Below are 18,080 nucleotides of genomic sequence, written 5' to 3'. Positions count from 1 at the left end.
CTAAAGCGGATAAAAGCTTTGCTAAATGGAATAAATATCGTGGCAAAACCGAGGGGGATTGGGCCGCTAATTAGCGGGGGGGTATTCAAAATGAAAAATTTTTATTTATGCTTCCATCGTATAGCTGTTTATGATTGCGCCTTTGTCATTTTCACGCCTGACTTATGCGCCATTTGCCTGATGGTCAAACTGCCCCAAACGCCGTATCAGATAAACCCCATATCCTGATTGTTGATGATTCGGTCGATGAATTACGCCTGCTGCTGGAAGCTTTGCGCAGCCAGAATTATCGGATCAGCGTGGCTTTTGACGGACAGCAGGGCTATCAGCGGGCGCAGGCTAATCCGCCTGATTTAATTCTGATGGATGTGCATATGCCAAAGGTGGATGGCTATGCAACATGTCGCTTATTGAAGGCTAATCGGCAGTTGATGCATATTCCGGTATTGTTTTTATCTGCTGCAAATGCAATCAATGATCGCCTGCATGGCTTTGCAACCGGTGCGGTTGATTTTATTTGTAAGCCTTTTGTCGCCGAGGAAGTCATCGCACGAGTGGCCGTGCATCTGTCGCTGTCTGCGCGCCGCTTACAAAAAGAGCGCCCTGTGTGTGAGGGTCAGCTTTTAAATCAGGATGAGGTTTTGCTTGCTGCGGCAATACAGATAATTACCGAGCAGCTATATCAGCCGCCTGCTTTGGCTGAACTAGCCCGCCAGATTGGTACGCATGAAAAAAAGCTGAGTAAGCTATTTAAAGCTCAATTAGGGATGACTGTTTTTGCGTATATTCGCGAGCAAAAACTATTAAGCGCTAAGCAATTGCTGGCTAAAACTCAAATGAGCGTGATTGATATTGCGGAGCAATCCGGTTTTCAAAATGCCTGTAATTTTACGACGGCATTTAAAGAGCGTTTCAGTATGACGCCCTCGGCGTTCAGGCAAACAGCAGTGGTGGGCTTTGAGTGAGGTTTTTATGGTTGTTTCTTCTTTCTTCTTTTCTATACGCTAGCCAGGACGCTAGGCCTGCTGATCGCGCTATTTCGTATCAGATGATTGAAGACACGCAGTCTCTTTCTGCCGATCAAATCAGCACCAGCATAAAAGCCGCGCCTTTGATGAGCGGCCACCATAATCTGGGTTATTCCAATTCGGTTTTCTGGTTAAAGCTTATTGTGCGTAATCCTTCCGATCAGCCTCAGTTGCGCTGGCTTGATATGGGCGCGCCTCGCTTACAATCCGTCACGCTTTATATGCAGCAAAACGGGCGCTGGCAAAGCAGGGCAAGTGCGGGGCTGGATACGCCTTTATCGTTGCATCCGGTAAAAGCTAGGCATGCTGTTTTTCCTTTGCAACTGCCCGCCCAAGCAGGGGTGGTCATTTTGCTGAGGGTGCAAAGCAAAACGGCGATGGCCATAGCGCCTGCAGTTTATGATCCTGTTTCGTTTAGGGAAAATGAGGTGGCGGAGTCGTTATGGGCAGGCGTCTTGCTGGGGGCGTTTGGGATTGTTGGGCTTTATTGCGTACTCTTATTTATTTTTATGCGGGATCATTCATTTCTTTATCATGGTTTGGCGATTTTTTTCTTTGTATTGAATGAAGCGTGCATGCGTGGATATGGGGCTTTATATTTTTGGCCTGAAAGCACCATCTGGTCGGTTCATTCTTTATCCTTTTTTGGCCAGATTTGCGCTTTGTTTTTCTTATTGTTTGTGCGGCACTTTCTTAATTTGTCTGTGTTTTTGCCTTGGGGCGATAAGGTCATCAAGCTGATGCTGGCTTGGAATCTATTGGCTATTTTTATATCCCAGTGTGTCAATTATCAGCGTGGCACGATGATGGGTTTACTGCTGATTTTAATTACGGTGCCATTGCTATTGGCTATTTTTTTACAGGTAATACGCAAGGGGGCAAACGCGATGCGCTACTTTGCGGGAGGCCTGTTTATTTTAATGGTGGGCAATATTTTAAGGGCGCTGGATTTATTTGGGGTGTTATCCAGTGGGCAGGTGCTGGGTGAGCATTTTATGTTGTTTGTGATTGTTTTCTCTATGCTTTCTTTTTTGCTGGCAATTATGGATCGGGTGATGTTGGCGAGACAGGAAAAAGAAACGGCACAGAAAACTTTAATTGATACTTTGAATTCTCAGCAGGCATTGCTGGAAAAAGCAGTGGATAGCCGGACTGCAGAGCTAAAAGCGGCAGTTAAAGACGCGCAGTTAGCCAATCAATTAAAAACCAAATTACTGGCTTATATCGGCCATGATTTAAGAGCGCCACTCTCTACCATGATTGCCTACGCAAAGCGCATGCGGCGAGGGGAGTCTTTTGATAATTTTTCTATGGTGGTTGAGCGTAGTGCAGGACAGCAATTAGAGTTAATTGATGAATTGTTAAAGTATGCCCGTGGTGAAATGGTTGAGCATCATGTGCAATTTACTGCTGGGTGCTTTCAGGATTTTATCGATGATATTCAGGGGCAGGCTGAGTTACTGGCCACGCAGTATCAAAATCGGTTTATTTATTTGCAAAAAGGCGAGGCCCCCGAGTGGCTTTATGCAGACTGGAAGCATTTACGTCAGGTATTACAGAATTTACTTTCCAATTCTGCAAAGTTTACCCGCTATGGCGTGATTTCACTGACGCTGGAGTGGCAGGCTGGCTCCGCAGATCAATCTGAGCTTAAAGTAGCGGTAGAAGATACCGGGGTCGGGATGAATCAGTCTGATCATGCACGGGTTTTTCTTCCTTTTGAGCGGGCTCAAGAGAGCGAATCCAAGGAAGGGCATGGGCTAGGGTTGGCGATTGCTTCGCAAATGGTTAAAAGTATGGGGGGCGAGCTGAAGGTGGAGAGCGCCGTGCAGCTGGGGAGTCGTTTTTATTTCTGCCTGCACTTGCAACATGCTGCTGCGGTTTATACGCTACCGCTGCCCAAATCCCTTGGCCCAGCTTTGCCGCATGATGATATACAGCAATTACAGCTGTTTATTGCCAGTGGGCAGGTCACTGAAATAGAAAACTGGGCTGAAAAAATAGCACTGCTTTCCGCAGAACATGCTCAGTTTAGCCTGCAAGTTGAAAAGGCTTTGCAGTATCTGGATTTTGAAAAATTGCAGGCACTGGCTGATGATTTGCTCATTCAGCCAGATGCGCTTCATGCTTAATCAGCCTTTCTGCTTTAGCCACTGCTGCACAGATGTTCTTTGCCATTGTGCGTTGGCGTAGTTCACGAGCTTGGCAGGCACAGGGTCGCCATTTTTAATCAGGCGATTAAGCATTAGCGCAAGATCGGTGTCGGCAATGCACCATTGCTCAAATAGATTGGCTTGATCTTCCTTAATTAGTAAATCAGCTGCGGCAATCAACTTATCTGCGGCGGCTTGGCCTTTGCTTGATAGGACCTGATCGCTGGGCGCAAAAAACACCACATTGGTTGATCGCTCAATACGCAAATCCAGCAGATCGCTCCGTAGCCATGCTTGGATTTGCCTTGCTTTGGCGCGTTGTTGCAGCTCCGTTGGGTAAAGCGCTACATATTCTGGGGCTGGGAACAGCTCTTCCAGGTATTCGCTGATAGCCGATGATTCTGATAGAGAAAAATCCCCTTGCACGAGCGTAGGCACACGGCTGGTGAGCGATTGCTGGCGGAATGCCTGTTGCTGCTGCTCGCCCGCATCCAAGTTGAGTGTTTTGACTTCAAAAGGCAGGTCTTTTTCGAGTAAAGAAACAAAGACCGACATCGCATAGGGGCTGGTGAAAAGCGAATCTGCGTAGAGTGTAAAGGGCGCTGGCTTCATTCTGGCTTACCTTTGTGGCAGGGGGATTTAAGCGGTCTTACATCTGGCCATCATATATACATCAACATACTGACCGTTTTTAAAAGCATAGTTTTTGCACAGGCCTTCTTTGATAAAGCCGTGTTTTTCATAAAGGGCGAGGGCGGCCAGGTTATCGGTGTACACGGAAAGCTCGATTCGGCTGATCGCTTGCCATTGCTCTGCAATTTCAATTGCGGCCAGCATTAAAGCATCGCCCACACCTTGCCTGCGTGCGTTGGTTTTAACGCCCATGCCAATTGCGGCCACATGTTTGCGGCGTGGGTTTTGCTCGATATGTAAGCCCAACTGCCCGAGGATTTCTTCGCCTGATACGGCAACCAGACTGATTGCGCCCGCGTTGTTTTGGCTTAGCCGTGCCTCCCAAAGCTCTGTCGATGGATGGGGGCCTTGCAGCGTGGCGGAGTAGTTGCTTGGTTCGGCATAAAGCTGGCGAATCTGCTCTATATCTTTTCTTTCACTATGCCGGATAGTATGCATATGTGGCCCTTTGTTTGATCTGCTTATGTGTAAGCTAAGTGTATCAAATCACTTGCTTGGCGGTCAGTTTTTTATACGAAGCGCAGTTAGTGCTGGTTTTTTTGTCGTGTTCAACGCTGAGTCACGGTGTTTTGTATGGTAATTGGTAATTGTTCTCGTTTAGTTTGTGAGAGCACGAATGGCATAATAGGAAGCAGAAGGGGAATAAAAACATGTTGCCGTGCTGAAGCGGGCATTGCGCGCGCTTATTTATTGCGTTTGTTATGAGTGAATTTGCTTTGATTTTTAATGGAGTTTGTTTCATTGATTAAATTACAACTGAAGTGTCTGATAAGTGTTTTCAGCGGTGTATTTCTGCTGGGCTATAGCAATGCTGCTGAGCATAAAGTGGCCGCCGCTTCCGGCCCTAAAGAGCGGGTGCTGGCCAGACCCCTGTTTAATAGTGTCAGCTCTATTCCAAGTGGGGCGCTTGTGATTGACCGGCGTTTATTTAGGCAGCTCAATGTTGCAAATAATGCTGATGTTTTGCCAAGCGTAGCCGCCAAAAAACTACTCGCAGTTAAAGAGAATGAGCCTGTTCAGACCCAAACTACCTTTGCTCGCTCTTTAGAGGAGTATGAAGGAAGTGCTGAGCAAAGATTGTTAGCGCAGAAAGAAAATTTTGAGAATCAGTCGGCACTTTATTCCACGATGTATGTGGGTGTTTGCGATCATCGCAATTTACATCGGGCGGAATGTATTCCGGAAATAAGACGGCTGGCTTCTATGCCTAAGAAGGCGGGGCAAGCAACTCCGCTTATGAATGCGCTGAGTCGATGAGATAGAGGGTACAGTTTGTATTCTGTATCTGATTGGGTATTTTTAGTTTTTTAAATATAAAGAGGGAGCGAATCATTCCCTCTTTATATTTGCTGTATGCATATGGTGTGCTTGGGCGGGTTTATTTAATCATGATGCAATAATAAGTGATCGGAAAAATCAGCAGCCCCATTCCGGATAGCAGCATTTTTCCCGGCCACGCAGCAATCTGCCAGCGGCGCAGGCAATATACGGCAGCTACAGGGAAAACGGCCAGCATTCCTGCCGCCCAAAACCAGTTTTTATTGCCCAGTGCCGTCATTAAAGACACCATCAGGCCAACAAAACACAGCGCCACGCCAATAGAAAACACAATCACAAGCAGGCCAATCAGCCAGGGTGCAGTAAGGAGAAGCACGGTTTTGTTCCTGAATGGTAGGGCAGGTGAAGCCCGCGTATTTTTCAGATTTGCCAGCGGGTTTCACCTGCCCTACGAAATAATGCACCGACGGGCATAAAGCTTGCCCGCTCTATAGTTCTTTTAAATAGCGTAGCTATCCGGGCGAGCAGGGGTGCCTGCTGATTGGGTCAGGATTTCATAACCGGTTTCGGTTACTAAAATTGTATGTTCCCATTGTGCAGACAGGCTGCGATCTTTGGTTACGATGGTCCAGCCATCGCTCATGCCTTTGATTTCGCGCTTACCTGCGTTAATCATCGGCTCAATGGTAAAGATCATGCCTTCTTTCATTTCCGGGCCTGTGCCGGCTTTGCCGTAGTGCAGGACTTGTGGATCTTCGTGAAATTTAGTACCGATGCCGTGGCCACAGAATTCACGTACAACCGAGTAGCCCGCGCCTTCGGCGTATTTTTGAATTGCCGCGCCGATATCACCAAAGCGTGCGCCGGGCTTAACCTGATCAATTCCGATCCACATGGCGTTATAAGTGACTTTTGCCAAGCGGCGCGCAGGTGCAGAAACATCGCCTACCAGATACATACGGCTATTGTCGCCGTGGTAGCCATCTTTAATGACGGTGATATCCAGGTTGACGCAGTCCCCGCTTTTGAGTGGCTTATCAGCAGGAATGCCGTGGCAAACCACTTGGTTTACCGAAGTGCAAATGGCTTTTGGGTAAGGCGTATAGCCAGGGGGGCAGTAGTTGAGCGGCGCAGGGATGGTGCCTTGCACATCGCGCATATATTCGTGGCAAAGGCGATCGATCTCTGCCGTGGTGACGCCCACTTGTACAAAAGGCGTGATGTAATCGAGTACTTCGCTGGCAAGCTTACCGGCGATGCGCATTTTTGCGATATCGTCCGCGTTTTTAATCACAATAGACATAGGTGTTTGGCCTCAAAATAACGAAGAGAGGGTGAGCAACGCCAGCCTCTCTTCGGGGTGTTCTTCATAATAATAGTAATACTTGTGCTTTAGCGCTTATTGGTTTCTGGCAGCACAATATTCACTTCTAAAACTTCAAAATCGTCTTTGCGATCCAGTTGAACGATGATGTCTTCCGGATTAATCGCTACGTATTTAGAGATGACGGCAATCAGTTCTTTTTGCAACTGGGGCAGGTAGTCAGGGGTATTTCTACCGTTTCTTTCGTGCGCCAGAATAATTTGCAAGCGCTCGCGCGCTACCGACGCCGTTTTTTTCTTTTCACCGAAGAAATAGCTAAGAATAGACATGCATTAACCCCCGAATAACCGTTTCCAGAACGGTGCCTTGGGTGTTTCAATAAAACGTAATGGACGCTCTTCACCCAAGAAACGGGCGACCACATCTTTGTAAGCCTCAGAAACATCGCTGCCTGCCAGGTGAATGGCTGGGCTGCCCGAGTTAGACGCTTGCAAGACGCTTTCGGATTCTGGAACTACGCCGATCAATTTAATTCGCAATAAATGCTGCACATCGTCGAGCGATAACATCTCGCCAGAATCAACGCGCTTAGGACTATAGCGGGTAATTAAAAGATGTGTTTTTACCGTGCCACCATCTTCGGCACGTTTGGATTTAGCATCCAGAATGCCGATGATACGATCAGAGTCGCGTACGGATGAAACTTCAGGATTGGTAACAACAATGGCTTCTTCGGCAAAATACAATGCCATAAACGCGCCGGTTTCAATGCCCGCCGGGCTGTCGCAAATAATGTAATCGAAGCCGGTGTGCTCAAGCTCTTTAAGAACTTTTTCTACGCCTTCTTTGGATAATTCGTCCTTATCACGGGTTTGTGAGGCAGGCAGAATATAAAGATTGTCACAGTTTTTGTCTTTAATGAGCGCCTGATTAAGCGTTGCTTCACCTTTGATGACGTTTACAAAATCGTAAACCACGCGTCGCTCGCAGCCCATAATTAAATCGAGATTGCGCAGGCCCACATCAAAATCAATAACGGCGGTTTTAAAGCCACGCAAAGCAAGGCCAGAGGCGAAGCTTGCGCTGGTGGTGGTTTTACCCACGCCTCCCTTGCCGGATGTGATAACGATGATTTTTGCCACTGTAAATCCCCTGAGTGCTTTATTTAGTTAGTTTCGTTTAAGGCTTCGATCACGATTTTTTCTTGATCTAGATAGATTTGTGCCGGCTTGGTTCGTATCGAATCAGGCAGGTCTTCTTGTAGTGAGCGGTATATGCCCGCAATAGAAACCAACTCGGCTTCCATGCATGTGGTAAAAATTCTGGCTTGATTATCGCCTTTTGCGCCCGCCAGTGCACGGCCTCGCAGGGGAGCGTAGACGTGAATGTTGCCATCGGCAATCACTTCGGCCCCTGCAGACACCAGCGCCAGCACAATTAAATCACCGCCTTTGGCATAAACTTGTTGGCCAGTGCGTACAGGGCGGGTGATAACTAAGGCGGGTGGAGGCGGCGCTGCTTTACTGGACACAGGAAGCGGGGCAGAGAGCGAATCGTCTTGCAATACCACAAGGCCAGCGGCCGCAGCGGCCAGCTTTTGATCGCTATTGCCGCCATGCACAGCAACGGGTAAGAGGCTGAACTGTTGTAAAAGTCGTATTAAAGTGCCGACCTCAAGCGCAGAAGGCAGCTCGGGCAGACTACTAAAATCGATAATGAGTTGTTCACCCGCTAAAAAGTGCTCACGGCCGCCTAGTTTTTCAAATAGTGCAGCTTCTAATCGGCCAGGATCAAGCGTGGCTGGGACGAAAGACAGTAGTTTAATGCTGCTGCTCTTAAATTCAAAAATGCTGTCTAAATCAGTAGCAGGATTTGTCATGCGCGTAAGCCGAGTAAGCATTGATCTGTGAAGGGGGTGAGTTTACCGTGTAGTGCTACGCCAAGGAAGCTGTGTTATAGCGTAAGCGCAAATGAATGATCTACGGCTGTAACTTGACGCTTCATATCCACAGCTTTGTTTTAGACCCGCTGTTATTGCGTAGGGCGCACTCGAAGCTCGGCGTGGATGGTTTTAGTCGCTCGACGAGCACAGTGCGCCGTTTGCTGCCTATGTAGGTGTGGATTTTCAATACGTTCGTCTTACTAAACCTGTGCGATGCATGATGGTGGTGGCGAGTTCTTCAATCGACATTCTCGTTGTGTTGAGATAGGGCACACCCACATGGCGCATCAGAGCCTCGGCTTCGGCGATTTCGAAGCGGCAGTTTTCGACCGATGAGTACTTGCTATCGGGTTTTCTTTCTTCGCGGATTTCGGTAAGCCGGTCTGCTTCAATCGTTAAGCCAAATAATTTATTCCGATAGGGAAGTAGTAATTTGGGCATGGTGTGATTGCCAAAATCTTCAGGTGTGAGTGGGTAGTTGGCCGCTTTAATTCCAAATTGCAGCGCCAGATAGAGGCAGGTTGGTGTTTTTCCTGATCGTGAAACGCCAACTAAAATTAAATCTGCCTCGGATAAATCCCGTGGCATCACGCCATCGTCGTGATTGAGTGTGAAATTAACCGCATCAATTCGATTTTTATATTCTTCAAAGTTAACGATGGCATGTGATTTACCAACGGTATGCGATGAATCTTGTCCTAGTTCTGCTTCGAGTGGGCCGATAAACATCTCAAAAAAATCGATTACCAAAGCTTCAGGCACATGCGTTAGTTTTCGGATGATGGGGTCGACCACGGTGCTAAAAACCAGCGGTCTGCAGCCATCTATCACGGAGTGCTTGCGGATTTCTAAGGCGACTTCCACTGCTTTTTCTGGCGTATCTACGTAAGGAAGTGTGACGCGATGGAATGTGACATCTTCAAATTGCGTAAGCAGGGAGTGGCCGAGCATTTCGGCAGTAATACCAGTTCGATCGGAGACAAAGAAAGCCGTTCGACGCATCGTAAATCTCCAAATATATGTGCACAGGCTTGCCATTTGGCGTTGGGCAAGCCGTTCAGAAAGGCTTGTTTTTACTGCGGAAAAGCTCGATTTTACGGCGTTTCACGCGCTTTTTCCTTGGATGGTAAGCTTTTCGCCTAAAAATGCAAGAAATCTGTCGCTATGCACGTTTTTAATGCTAAGTGGGGAATAATTCCGCCTGTTTGCACGTAATGGATTTTCCTGTAATGGTTTATCCTGAGTTTTCTCAGCGCACTCTCAGCCTAAAATGCACTCAGTTTATCGCAACGCAACATTTCAATAAGGCCCGTACCATGTCCGAACGCTATGTGATCGATTTCGCCCATCTGCGTATGCACGATGTAGAACAGGTAGGCGGTAAAAACGCCTCGCTCGGTGAGATGATCTCTCAGCTTACAGAAAAAGGCGTTCGTGTTCCCGGTGGTTTTGCTACTACCGCAGCAGCATACCGACAATTTCTAGCTCACCAAGGTCTTGCAGATCGCATCGATGCGATTATGAATACTTTGGATGTGGATGATGTCCGCGCACTCGCCATCGTGGGTAAGCAAATCCGTACTTGGATTTTGGAAACGCCGTTTCCTGTACAGCTTGAAGCTGAGATTAGCGAGCATTATAAACTGCTTGGCGACGATGTAACCGTTGCTGTGCGATCTTCTGCTACTGCCGAAGATTTACCGGATGCGTCTTTTGCTGGTCAGCAAGAAACATTCTTGAATATTCGTGGCTTTGAAAATGTCTTAGTGGCGATGAAAGAAGTCTTTGCATCGCTGTACAACGACCGCGCTATTTCCTACCGCGTACACAAAGGCTTTGATCATAAACTGGTTGCCTTGTCTGCGGGTATTCAGCGCATGGTGCGCTCTGATGTGGGCGCTGCCGGTGTGTTATTTACCATCGATACCGAAACCGGTTTCGATCAAGTGGTGTTTGTAACGGCATCTTATGGCCTCGGTGAAACCGTGGTGCAAGGCGCGGTTAATCCTGATGAGTTTTACGTGCATAAGCCAACGCTGCGCGCGGGTCGTCCTGCGATTGTGCGCCGCCATTTAGGGGGCAAAGCTATCAAGATGGAGTTCGATCTTGAAGCGGTAGCAGGTAAATCAGTTAAAACAGTTGATGTTGAGTTAAGCGAGCGTCGTAAGTTTTCGATCAGCGATGCTGAAGTGGAAGAATTAGCAGGCTATGCGCTGACTATTGAAGAGCACTATGGCCGTGCGATGGATGTGGAGTGGGGCCGTGACGGGATTGATGGCAAGTTATATATCTTGCAAGCTCGTCCAGAAACGGTGAAATCGCAAGAAAGCAATGCCGATAAGCTGACTAAATTCCGCATGCTGGAAACCGGTAAAGTTTTAGCCGAAGGCCGCTCGGTTGGGCAAAAAATTGGCCAGGGCCGTGTGCGCGTGATTCGTGATGTATCTGAAATGGATCGTGTTGAAGCGGGCGATGTGCTGGTTTCTGATATGACTGATCCAGATTGGGAGCCGGTCATGAAGCGTGCTTCTGCCATCGTCACTAACCGTGGTGGACGTACTTGCCACGCTGCGATTATCGCGCGTGAGCTGGGCATTCCTGCTGTGGTGGGTTGTGGCGATGCAACACGCGTCTTAAAAGAGGGCGATCTGGTCACCGTGTCTTGCGCCGAAGGCGATACCGGTAATGTATACGAAGGCATTTTGAAATTTGAGCGTATGGATACCTCGCTCGGCCATATGCCCGAATCGCCAGTCAAAATCATGATGAACGTGGGGAATCCGGAGCTGGCTTTTGAATTTTGCCAATTGCCGAATGAAGGCGTGGGTTTGGCGCGTTTAGAATTCATTATTAACCGTATGATTGGCGTGCACCCGAAAGCGCTGCTGGCTTATCCGCACTTACAGCCTGAGCTGAAAGCGCAAGTTGAAGAGCGTATCGCTGGCTATCGCACTGCCGTTGATTTCTACGTGGATAAGCTGGCTGAAGGGATTTCTACCTTGGCTGCCGCGTACTGGCCAAAGAAAGTCATTGTGCGTTTGTCTGATTTTAAGTCGAATGAATACGCCAATTTGATTGGTGGTACAGAATACGAGCCGCACGAAGAAAACCCAATGATAGGTTTCCGTGGTGCAGCGCGTTATGTGGACAAGAGCTTCCGTGATTGCTTCGAGCTAGAATGCCGCGCAGTGAAAAAAGTGCGTGATGTGATGGGCCTGACCAATGTGGAAGTGATGATTCCCTTTGTGCGTACCCTGAAAGAAGCTGAATGCGTGATCGAATTGCTGGAGCGTAATGGTCTGAAACGCGGCGAAAACGGCTTGCGTGTGATCATGATGTGTGAAATTCCTGCTAATGCGGTGTTGGCCGATCGCTTCCTCAACTTCTTTGATGGCTTCTCGATTGGCTCTAACGATATGACTCAGCTAACACTGGGGATTGATCGTGATTCAGGTGGCCCGGTTTCTGCCTCGTTTGATGAACGTGATGATGCAGTAAAAGCCATGTTGTCGATGGCAATCAAAGCGTGTCGTAAAGCCAATAAATACGTGGGTATTTGCGGCCAGGGTCCGTCTGACCACCCTGATTTCGCGCAGTGGCTGGTAGAAGAAGGAATCGAAACGATTTCCCTGAATCCAGATACTGTGGTGGAAACATGGTTGTATTTATCGGGTGCAGCAGCAAAGTAAGCCAATTCAGCCGCTTTACCTAGTGAAAGCGGCTGTTTAGCGTTGCAATTAATGTGCTTTAGTCTTGAATTAAACATCAGCGGCGGGTTACGATACAAAATCGTACCCGCCGTTTTTATATTTAAAATTAGGAGTAGAGAATGTCCCATACCCGTGCCGATTTTGACCAATATATGGTTCCCAATTACGCCCCCGCAGCCTTTGTACCGGTGCGCGGTGCGGGCAGCCGAGTATGGGATCAGGCGGGTCGTGAGTATGTGGATTTAACTGGTGGTATTGCCGTGAACGCTTTGGGCCACTGTCATCCCGCCCTTGTGGCCGCGCTGAATGAGCAGGGCAGCAAGCTTTGGCATCTCTCCAACGCGTTTACCAATGAGCCAGCGCTTGATCTGGCACAAAAGCTGGTTGAAACCACTTTTGCTGATCGCGTGTTCTTTTGTAACTCGGGCGCAGAAGCCAATGAGGCGGCGCTTAAATTAGCGCGCCGTGCTGCGATTGAGCGTTTTGGCGATAAAAAACACAAAGTATTGTCGGCACTGAATTCATTTCATGGGCGCACTTTCTTTACCGTTTGTGTGGGCGGCCAGCCTAAGTATTCCGACGGCTTTGGCCCAAAGCCTGCTGGTATTGAGTACTTTGAATACAATAATCTGGCCGCTTTAGAAGCATTGATCGACGATGAAACCGCCTGCGTGATTATCGAGCCAATTCAGGGCGAGGGCGGTGTAGTGCCTGCTACGCCTGAGTTTATGGCTGGCGTGCGCGCCCTTTGCGATAAGCACCATGCATTCTTGATTTTTGATGAGGTGCAAAGCGGTGCAGGGCGTACGGGTAGCCTTTATGCTTATCAAGAGTACGGCGTGTCGCCGGATATTCTGACCAGTGCTAAGGGTATCGGCGGAGGCTTTCCGCTGGGCTGCATGCTCACCACCACAGATATCGCCAAGCATCTGGCTGTAGGCACACACGGCACCACCTATGGCGGCAATCCTCTGGCTTGTGCAGTAGGCAATGCCTTGCTGGATGTCGTGAACACGCCAGCGGTGCTGAATGGGGTCAAAGCCAAGCGAGAGCTATTTGTGGCGGGCATCGCCAAAATCAACGCGCAATATCCGATCTTTGACGAAGTACGTGGCATGGGCTTATTGATTGGTGCCGAGCTAAAACCTGCATTTGCGGGCAAGGCTAAAGATTTATTAAATTGTGCGGTAAAAGAAGGTTTGATGATTTTAATGGCTGGCCCTAACGTGATCCGCTTTGCACCGTCTTTAGTGATTACAGATGAAGATATCAGCGAAGGTATGGCGCGTTTTGAACGCGCAGTGGCGGCATTTACTGCGGCATAAAAGACATTGATTTTAAAAACGCCTCGTGAAGAGGCGTTTTTTTTGGACGATGATTCTGCTTTTATCAAAAGCAATATAAGGTGGGTTTTTTTTGTTGTTTCGCTTATTAAAAATCAGACAAAGCAGGAAAGGCTTGATGTTCTTTTCTTCTTGGCTATCTTCAAGGGGTGTCAGTATAAAGTTAGGATAGGAAAGCAATATGTTCAGTGTCTTGATACGATATCTGCTGCTGTGCTTGATGCTGCTGCCCGGAGGGGCACGGGCAGAGACGTATTCTGAGCAGGATTTGTTTTCTTTAAGTGGTTTTGCCACCTTGGGCGCGGTGTATAACAGTACAGATCAAGGCGATTTTTTGCGCGACCTTTCGCAAAGGGGAGGTGTTGGCTATACACGCAGGTTGGATTTCGGGGTTGATTCACTGCTGGGCTTGCAGCTGGATGCCCGAATTAACCCGGCATTATCAGCCTCTGCTCAGCTCATTAGCCATCGGCGCTACGATAATAGTTTTACGCCGGAATTAAACTGGGCATTTATCAAATATGAGCCAAGCGAGACCCTGCAGCTCCGCACGGGGCGCTTAGGCTTTGATGTTTATATGCAGGCCGATTCAAGAAGTGTGGGCTATTCCTATCTGCCTGTACGTCCGCCGGTTGATTATTATGGTGGCTTGCCGATTGCCTATTTAGACGGCGGGGATTTGGTTTTAAAGTATCCGATTGGTGAAGGAATTGCTCGAGCTAAATTTGCAATCGGTTATGCCAAAGAAAAGCTACCTATTCAAAATTCAGATGGGCATCTTGATTTGAATGGATCCCTTTTATGGGGGGGCTATTTTGATTATCAATTACAGAATTGGCAATTCAGGGTGGGTTATGCAAAATTGAAATTAGAAAATGAATTGGCAGATCTCGATATTTTGTTAAATATATTGCGATCACCTCAACTACAAGCGATCAGTAATGGCCCGGCTCAATTTGCAGATGATGCCATGATTAAAGGAAAAACTGTTGAGTTCATTTCTGCGGGCATGATTTATGATAACGGCCCTTTACAAGTGCAATTAATGCTGCGCAGATTGCTTGCTACAACAATTTCTTATCCGGATAATGATGCAGGCTATTTAATGCTGGCTTATCGACTTGGGGCATTTACGCCTTATGCCTCATATTCGAAAGTAAAACCAAAAGTACTTAAGCATGATATTGGCTTGCCCGACATTCCCCCATTTGCCGAAATAAATGCGATGGCAAGACTGATTCAGCCTTACCCATTAAGTGATCAATCAACCTATTCCCTGGGCTTGCGCTACGATGTGATGCGCAATTTAGATCTTAAATTTCAAGTTGATAGGATTGATGGTCGTGATTCATTCCAGTGGGCAAATAAGCAGCCTGCCTGGGATGGCCGCGCAACCATTTATAGCCTGACCTTGGATTTTGTTTTCTAAGGCGGCCCAATGAAAACCCTTATCCTTTCTATTCTTATTTTATTTGCGCATAGTGCTTGGGGGGGCGATTGGGTGGTTATTGTGCATCCTAATAGTGGTGTCGCTCAGCTAAGCAAAGGTGAAGTGATTAATATTTTTATGGGGCGTTATCGGAAATTCCCCTCTGGGCAAAGTGCAATACCGCTGGATGTTATTTACCCTGTGTCAGGCAGAGAACATTTTTATCGGGATTTATTAAACAAAGAATTAGCTGAGGTTGATTCGTATTGGGCTAGGCTTAAGTTTTCCGGCCAAGTCTCGCCACCCCTAGTGGTGGATAGTAGTGATGAAGTTATTAAAATGGTAGCCAGCAATATTAATTATATAGCCTATTGTGACAAAGCAAAAGTAACTGATAAAGTGAAAGTTGTGTTTGATTTTAATCGGTGATTAAGCTTTTGTTTTTGACGATATGAATGTATTTCATTTCGCAAAGCGATTTCTATGCTGAAAGTATTTAGCACCAGTCTGGTTTTTCGCAGCGCGGCGATAGTGCTTTGTATTGCCTTGCTTGCAGGGGCGATTTTTTCTGGGATTACTTACATTGTCGTGGCGCAAAAAGAGCGTGAGTTGCACCGGGTTCGTGTCAACGAATTACTCAGTACCGTTGAAGATACCATCAAAATAGCCTGCTATTTAAATGATAAAAACTTAGCCGCTGAAGTAGGGCGTGGTTTATTAAAAAATCACTTTATTAGCCAAGTGTTGATTAAAAATGAAACTCATATTCTTGCTCAGGAGGGGGGGGTAAAAGGAGAGCTGCAAATGATGGGGGATGGGCAAATTGTTCGCCAGGTCACATCGCCTTTTAATGCACAAGAAGTCGTTTGTAAAATTATGCTGGATTTAAATCCTCAGGTTATTCAACAGAGTGTGGCAGAGCGTTCTTTACTACTGGTCTATTTATTGTTGATGCAGGCGATGGTGGTGGCCTGTGCCGTAGTGATGATCGTATTGAAATTAATTACCCGGCCAATTAAAAACATCTCTGATCGATTGCATCATTTATCCGCTGAATTAGGAGCAAAGCTTCATACGCCAAGCGGCCATCAGCACGATGAAATCGGTCGCTTGGTGGATGATGTAAATGCTTTGTTAAATCGTTTAGTGATGATTCTGGATGATGAACGCAATTTACGGATTCAGCGTGGAATTGATGAAAAAAAATTCAGAGCTATTTTTGAAAATGCAGAAACAGGTATTTTTGTAGTTGATCGTTTTGGACGCTTGCATTCCTATAACCGAGCGTTTGCCAGAGTATTAGGCATAGAAGGTGGGTCTGTTAAACCGAAATCTAATCAAATGCTGCAAGAATATATGGGAGAAGCCGCAGCAAAGTGCAGTGAATTAATTGAATTGTCGCTTAGAGAAAACAGAGGGGTGAGCGAAGATATTTTTGTGTCTTTTTTTGAAGATAAAGAAAACAAATGGTTAAGTATTGTACTTAACCCGATTGAAGAAGATATGCTGCAAGGCCTGCTGGATGATATTTCTGATCGAAAGATTGTAGAAGAATCAACCCGGCAATTAGCCATTACTTTACGCGAGGCAAAACTAGCTGCTGATCGGGCTAATCAAACAAAAAGCGACTTTTTAGCCAATATGAGTCATGAGATTCGTACTCCGCTCAATGCTATCTTGGGTTTTTCTGCCTTATTGCTCGATACCGAGCTTAATTCTCAGCAAAGAGATTTTTTAGAATCGATTAATACCGGTGGTGATGCGCTGCTTTCACAAATTAATGATTTACTTGATTTTTCTAAAATTGAAGCGGGTAAATTAGAGCTGGAGTATATTGATTTTGATTTACGCCGTTCGATTGAAGAATCTCTTGAATTGGTTGCCGCCAAAGCGATAGAGAAAAAATTAGAGCTGGTAGGGCTGGTTGATCCCTCGGTACCTTGGCGTTTAAACGGCGATCCTGTACGCCTTAGGCAAATTGTTTTAAATCTTCTCAATAATGCAATTAAATTTAGTACGGCAGGCCCTGTGTTAATCAGAGTGCGGGCACACGCTGTGTATCATGAACAATATCAATTGCATATTGAGGTGGAGGATCATGGTATTGGGATAGACCCCGAAGTGAGGGCGCTATTGTTTCAGCCTTTTTCACAGGCGGATGCTTCTACAACGCGGCGTTTTGGTGGCACGGGATTGGGGCTTTCTATTTGCAAGCGCTTGGCTGAAGCAATGGGAGGAAAAATCGATGTGATTAGCGAGCCTAATAAAGGCGCTACTTTCTGGTTTGAAATTATTTTAAATCGCGCCCAAGTCAATGTATTAGCGCCTACCTTGCCTTTAAGTTTAAAAGGAAAGCGCGTGTTAATTGTGGATGATTTAGCGGCTAATCGCGAGTTGTTGGCTTTGCAATTACAATCTATGGGGCTAGTCACCGAGGTGTTTGGCTCGGCCGTGGCGGCTTTATTAAGATTAAATGAGAGTAATGATTTTAGTGTGGCGTTTTTAGACGGACAAATGCCGTATATGAATGGCTTTGCTCTGGCTAAATCAATTAATGCCATGCCTGCCCATGCAGCAATGCCTTTGGTGTTATTAAGCTCGATGGGGGGGGTAGGACAAACAGGCATGGCGCATGAGGCTGGGTTTACTGCTTTTTTAAGTAAGCCGATTCGCACTTCCCAATTATATGGTTGCTTAGAAGTGGTGTTTAGCTTGGCTGAAGCTAAAAAGCCAGAACGCACCTTGCTCACTCTGGGGGCTATTGAAGAGCAAAGAGCGGTCGTAAAGCCTTATTTATTGCTAGCAGAAGATAATTTATTAAATCAGAAAATAGCGGTACTGATGCTGGAAAAAATAGGCTGCCGTGTTGATGTGGTGGAAGACGGTGCAGCGGCGGTGCAGGCGGTTGAGCAGCAAAATTATGATTTAGTACTGATGGATTGCCAAATGCCCAATATGGATGGATTTGATGCCACTCGATCGATTCGGGCGCTACCTAGTGATAAGCGCAATATTGTGATTCTGGCACTCACTGCAAATGCATTTAAAGAAGATATGCGGCGTTGCTTAGAGGCAGGAATGAACGGATTTTTATCTAAGCCAATTAGCATTGATGCTTTACAAATTGAAATAGAAAAATGGTTGCCAGCAAACAAGCCCGCCGCACCTTTATAAGAGATT

At 46.8% G+C, this 18,080-nt stretch carries 17 protein-coding genes; 8 read left to right on the top strand and 9 right to left on the bottom strand.

Going from position 1 to position 18,080, the window contains the following annotated elements; translation table 11 throughout:
* Positions 1 to 164 precede the first annotated feature (164 nt).
* Together VN23_RS07950 and VN23_RS07945 are read left to right on the top strand one after the other, a co-directional pair.
* The gene (locus tag VN23_RS07950; RefSeq protein ID WP_046352898.1) at positions 165 to 965 is read left to right on the top strand and encodes a response regulator transcription factor; all 801 of its coding nucleotides are present in this window, start codon (positions 165 to 167) and stop codon (positions 963 to 965) included.
* An 11-nt stretch (positions 966 to 976) separates the two neighbouring features.
* Positions 977 to 3,160 (top strand): sensor histidine kinase, encoded by a 2,184-nt coding sequence (locus VN23_RS07945; protein ID WP_156455155.1) that lies wholly within the window; start codon positions 977 to 979, stop codon positions 3,158 to 3,160.
* Here VN23_RS07945 and yfcF read toward each other — a convergent pair whose 3' ends face one another.
* A complete protein-coding gene (gene yfcF, locus VN23_RS07940; protein WP_046352900.1) occupies positions 3,161 to 3,793 on the bottom strand; it encodes a glutathione transferase in 633 nt (210 codons plus the stop codon).
* A gap of 27 nt (positions 3,794 to 3,820) precedes the next feature.
* Positions 3,821 to 4,312 carry a GNAT family N-acetyltransferase gene (locus VN23_RS07935; RefSeq protein WP_046352901.1) on the bottom strand — a complete coding sequence of 164 codons (492 nt, stop codon included), beginning with the start codon at positions 4,310 to 4,312 and terminating at the stop codon, positions 3,821 to 3,823.
* A gap of 303 nt (positions 4,313 to 4,615) precedes the next feature.
* Between VN23_RS07935 and VN23_RS07930 the strand changes: the two genes are divergently transcribed.
* Positions 4,616 to 5,131: a hypothetical protein gene (locus tag VN23_RS07930; RefSeq protein ID WP_156455154.1), complete on the top strand. Its 516-nt coding sequence runs from the start codon at positions 4,616 to 4,618 to the stop codon at positions 5,129 to 5,131.
* Positions 5,132 to 5,252: 121 nt separating this feature from the next.
* Here VN23_RS07930 and VN23_RS07925 read toward each other — a convergent pair whose 3' ends face one another.
* The 6 genes from VN23_RS07925 to ppsR form a co-directional block, all read right to left on the bottom strand.
* Positions 5,253 to 5,528, bottom strand: a complete 276-nt coding sequence (locus VN23_RS07925; protein WP_046352903.1) for a hypothetical protein — start codon at positions 5,526 to 5,528, stop codon at positions 5,253 to 5,255.
* Between the two features lie 123 nt (positions 5,529 to 5,651).
* Entirely contained in the window at positions 5,652 to 6,455 is an 804-nt protein-coding gene (map, locus tag VN23_RS07920; RefSeq protein WP_046352904.1) for a type I methionyl aminopeptidase, read from the bottom strand.
* An 89-nt stretch (positions 6,456 to 6,544) separates the two neighbouring features.
* Positions 6,545 to 6,805, bottom strand: coding sequence for a cell division topological specificity factor MinE (gene minE / locus VN23_RS07915; RefSeq protein WP_046352905.1), 261 nt, complete (start codon positions 6,803 to 6,805; stop codon positions 6,545 to 6,547).
* 3 nt (positions 6,806 to 6,808) lie between these two features.
* Positions 6,809 to 7,618 carry a septum site-determining protein MinD gene (gene minD / locus VN23_RS07910; protein ID WP_046352906.1) on the bottom strand — a complete coding sequence of 270 codons (810 nt, stop codon included), beginning with the start codon at positions 7,616 to 7,618 and terminating at the stop codon, positions 6,809 to 6,811.
* A gap of 23 nt (positions 7,619 to 7,641) precedes the next feature.
* Complete coding sequence (minC, locus tag VN23_RS07905; protein WP_046352907.1) at positions 7,642 to 8,355, bottom strand: septum site-determining protein MinC; 714 nt, start codon at positions 8,353 to 8,355, stop codon at positions 7,642 to 7,644.
* A 246-nt stretch (positions 8,356 to 8,601) separates the two neighbouring features.
* Positions 8,602 to 9,420 (bottom strand): posphoenolpyruvate synthetase regulatory kinase/phosphorylase PpsR, encoded by an 819-nt coding sequence (gene ppsR, locus VN23_RS07900; protein WP_046352908.1) that lies wholly within the window; start codon positions 9,418 to 9,420, stop codon positions 8,602 to 8,604.
* A gap of 314 nt (positions 9,421 to 9,734) precedes the next feature.
* Here ppsR and ppsA point away from each other — a divergent pair, with 314 nt between their 5' ends.
* Together ppsA and VN23_RS07890 are read left to right on the top strand one after the other, a co-directional pair.
* The gene (ppsA, locus tag VN23_RS07895; RefSeq protein WP_046353092.1) at positions 9,735 to 12,107 is read left to right on the top strand and encodes a phosphoenolpyruvate synthase; all 2,373 of its coding nucleotides are present in this window, start codon (positions 9,735 to 9,737) and stop codon (positions 12,105 to 12,107) included.
* Positions 12,108 to 12,247: 140 nt separating this feature from the next.
* A complete protein-coding gene (locus tag VN23_RS07890; RefSeq protein WP_046352909.1) occupies positions 12,248 to 13,453 on the top strand; it encodes an aspartate aminotransferase family protein in 1,206 nt (401 codons plus the stop codon).
* Positions 13,454 to 13,465: 12 nt separating this feature from the next.
* Here the strand turns inward: VN23_RS07890 and VN23_RS21775 are convergent, their stop codons facing one another.
* The gene (locus VN23_RS21775) at positions 13,466 to 13,765 is read right to left on the bottom strand and encodes a hypothetical protein (protein ID WP_156455153.1); all 300 of its coding nucleotides are present in this window, start codon (positions 13,763 to 13,765) and stop codon (positions 13,466 to 13,468) included.
* 283 nt (positions 13,766 to 14,048) lie between these two features.
* Here VN23_RS21775 and VN23_RS07885 point away from each other — a divergent pair, with 283 nt between their 5' ends.
* Genes VN23_RS07885 through VN23_RS07875 form a run of 3 tightly spaced genes read left to right on the top strand, consistent with a single transcriptional unit; the run spans position 14,049 to position 18,074 of the window.
* Entirely contained in the window at positions 14,049 to 14,900 is an 852-nt protein-coding gene (locus VN23_RS07885; protein WP_156455152.1) for a hypothetical protein, read from the top strand.
* Between the two features lie 9 nt (positions 14,901 to 14,909).
* The gene (locus VN23_RS07880; RefSeq protein ID WP_052746712.1) at positions 14,910 to 15,329 is read left to right on the top strand and encodes a hypothetical protein; all 420 of its coding nucleotides are present in this window, start codon (positions 14,910 to 14,912) and stop codon (positions 15,327 to 15,329) included.
* 54 nt (positions 15,330 to 15,383) lie between these two features.
* Positions 15,384 to 18,074 carry a response regulator gene (locus VN23_RS07875; RefSeq protein ID WP_052746713.1) on the top strand — a complete coding sequence of 897 codons (2,691 nt, stop codon included), beginning with the start codon at positions 15,384 to 15,386 and terminating at the stop codon, positions 18,072 to 18,074.
* The last annotated feature ends 6 nt before the right edge of the window (positions 18,075 to 18,080 follow it).

The organism is Janthinobacterium sp. B9-8 (assembly GCF_000969645.2).
GTDB lineage: Bacteria > Pseudomonadota > Gammaproteobacteria > Burkholderiales > Chitinibacteraceae > Iodobacter.
This window is presented reverse-complemented; position numbering and strand designations above follow the sequence as displayed.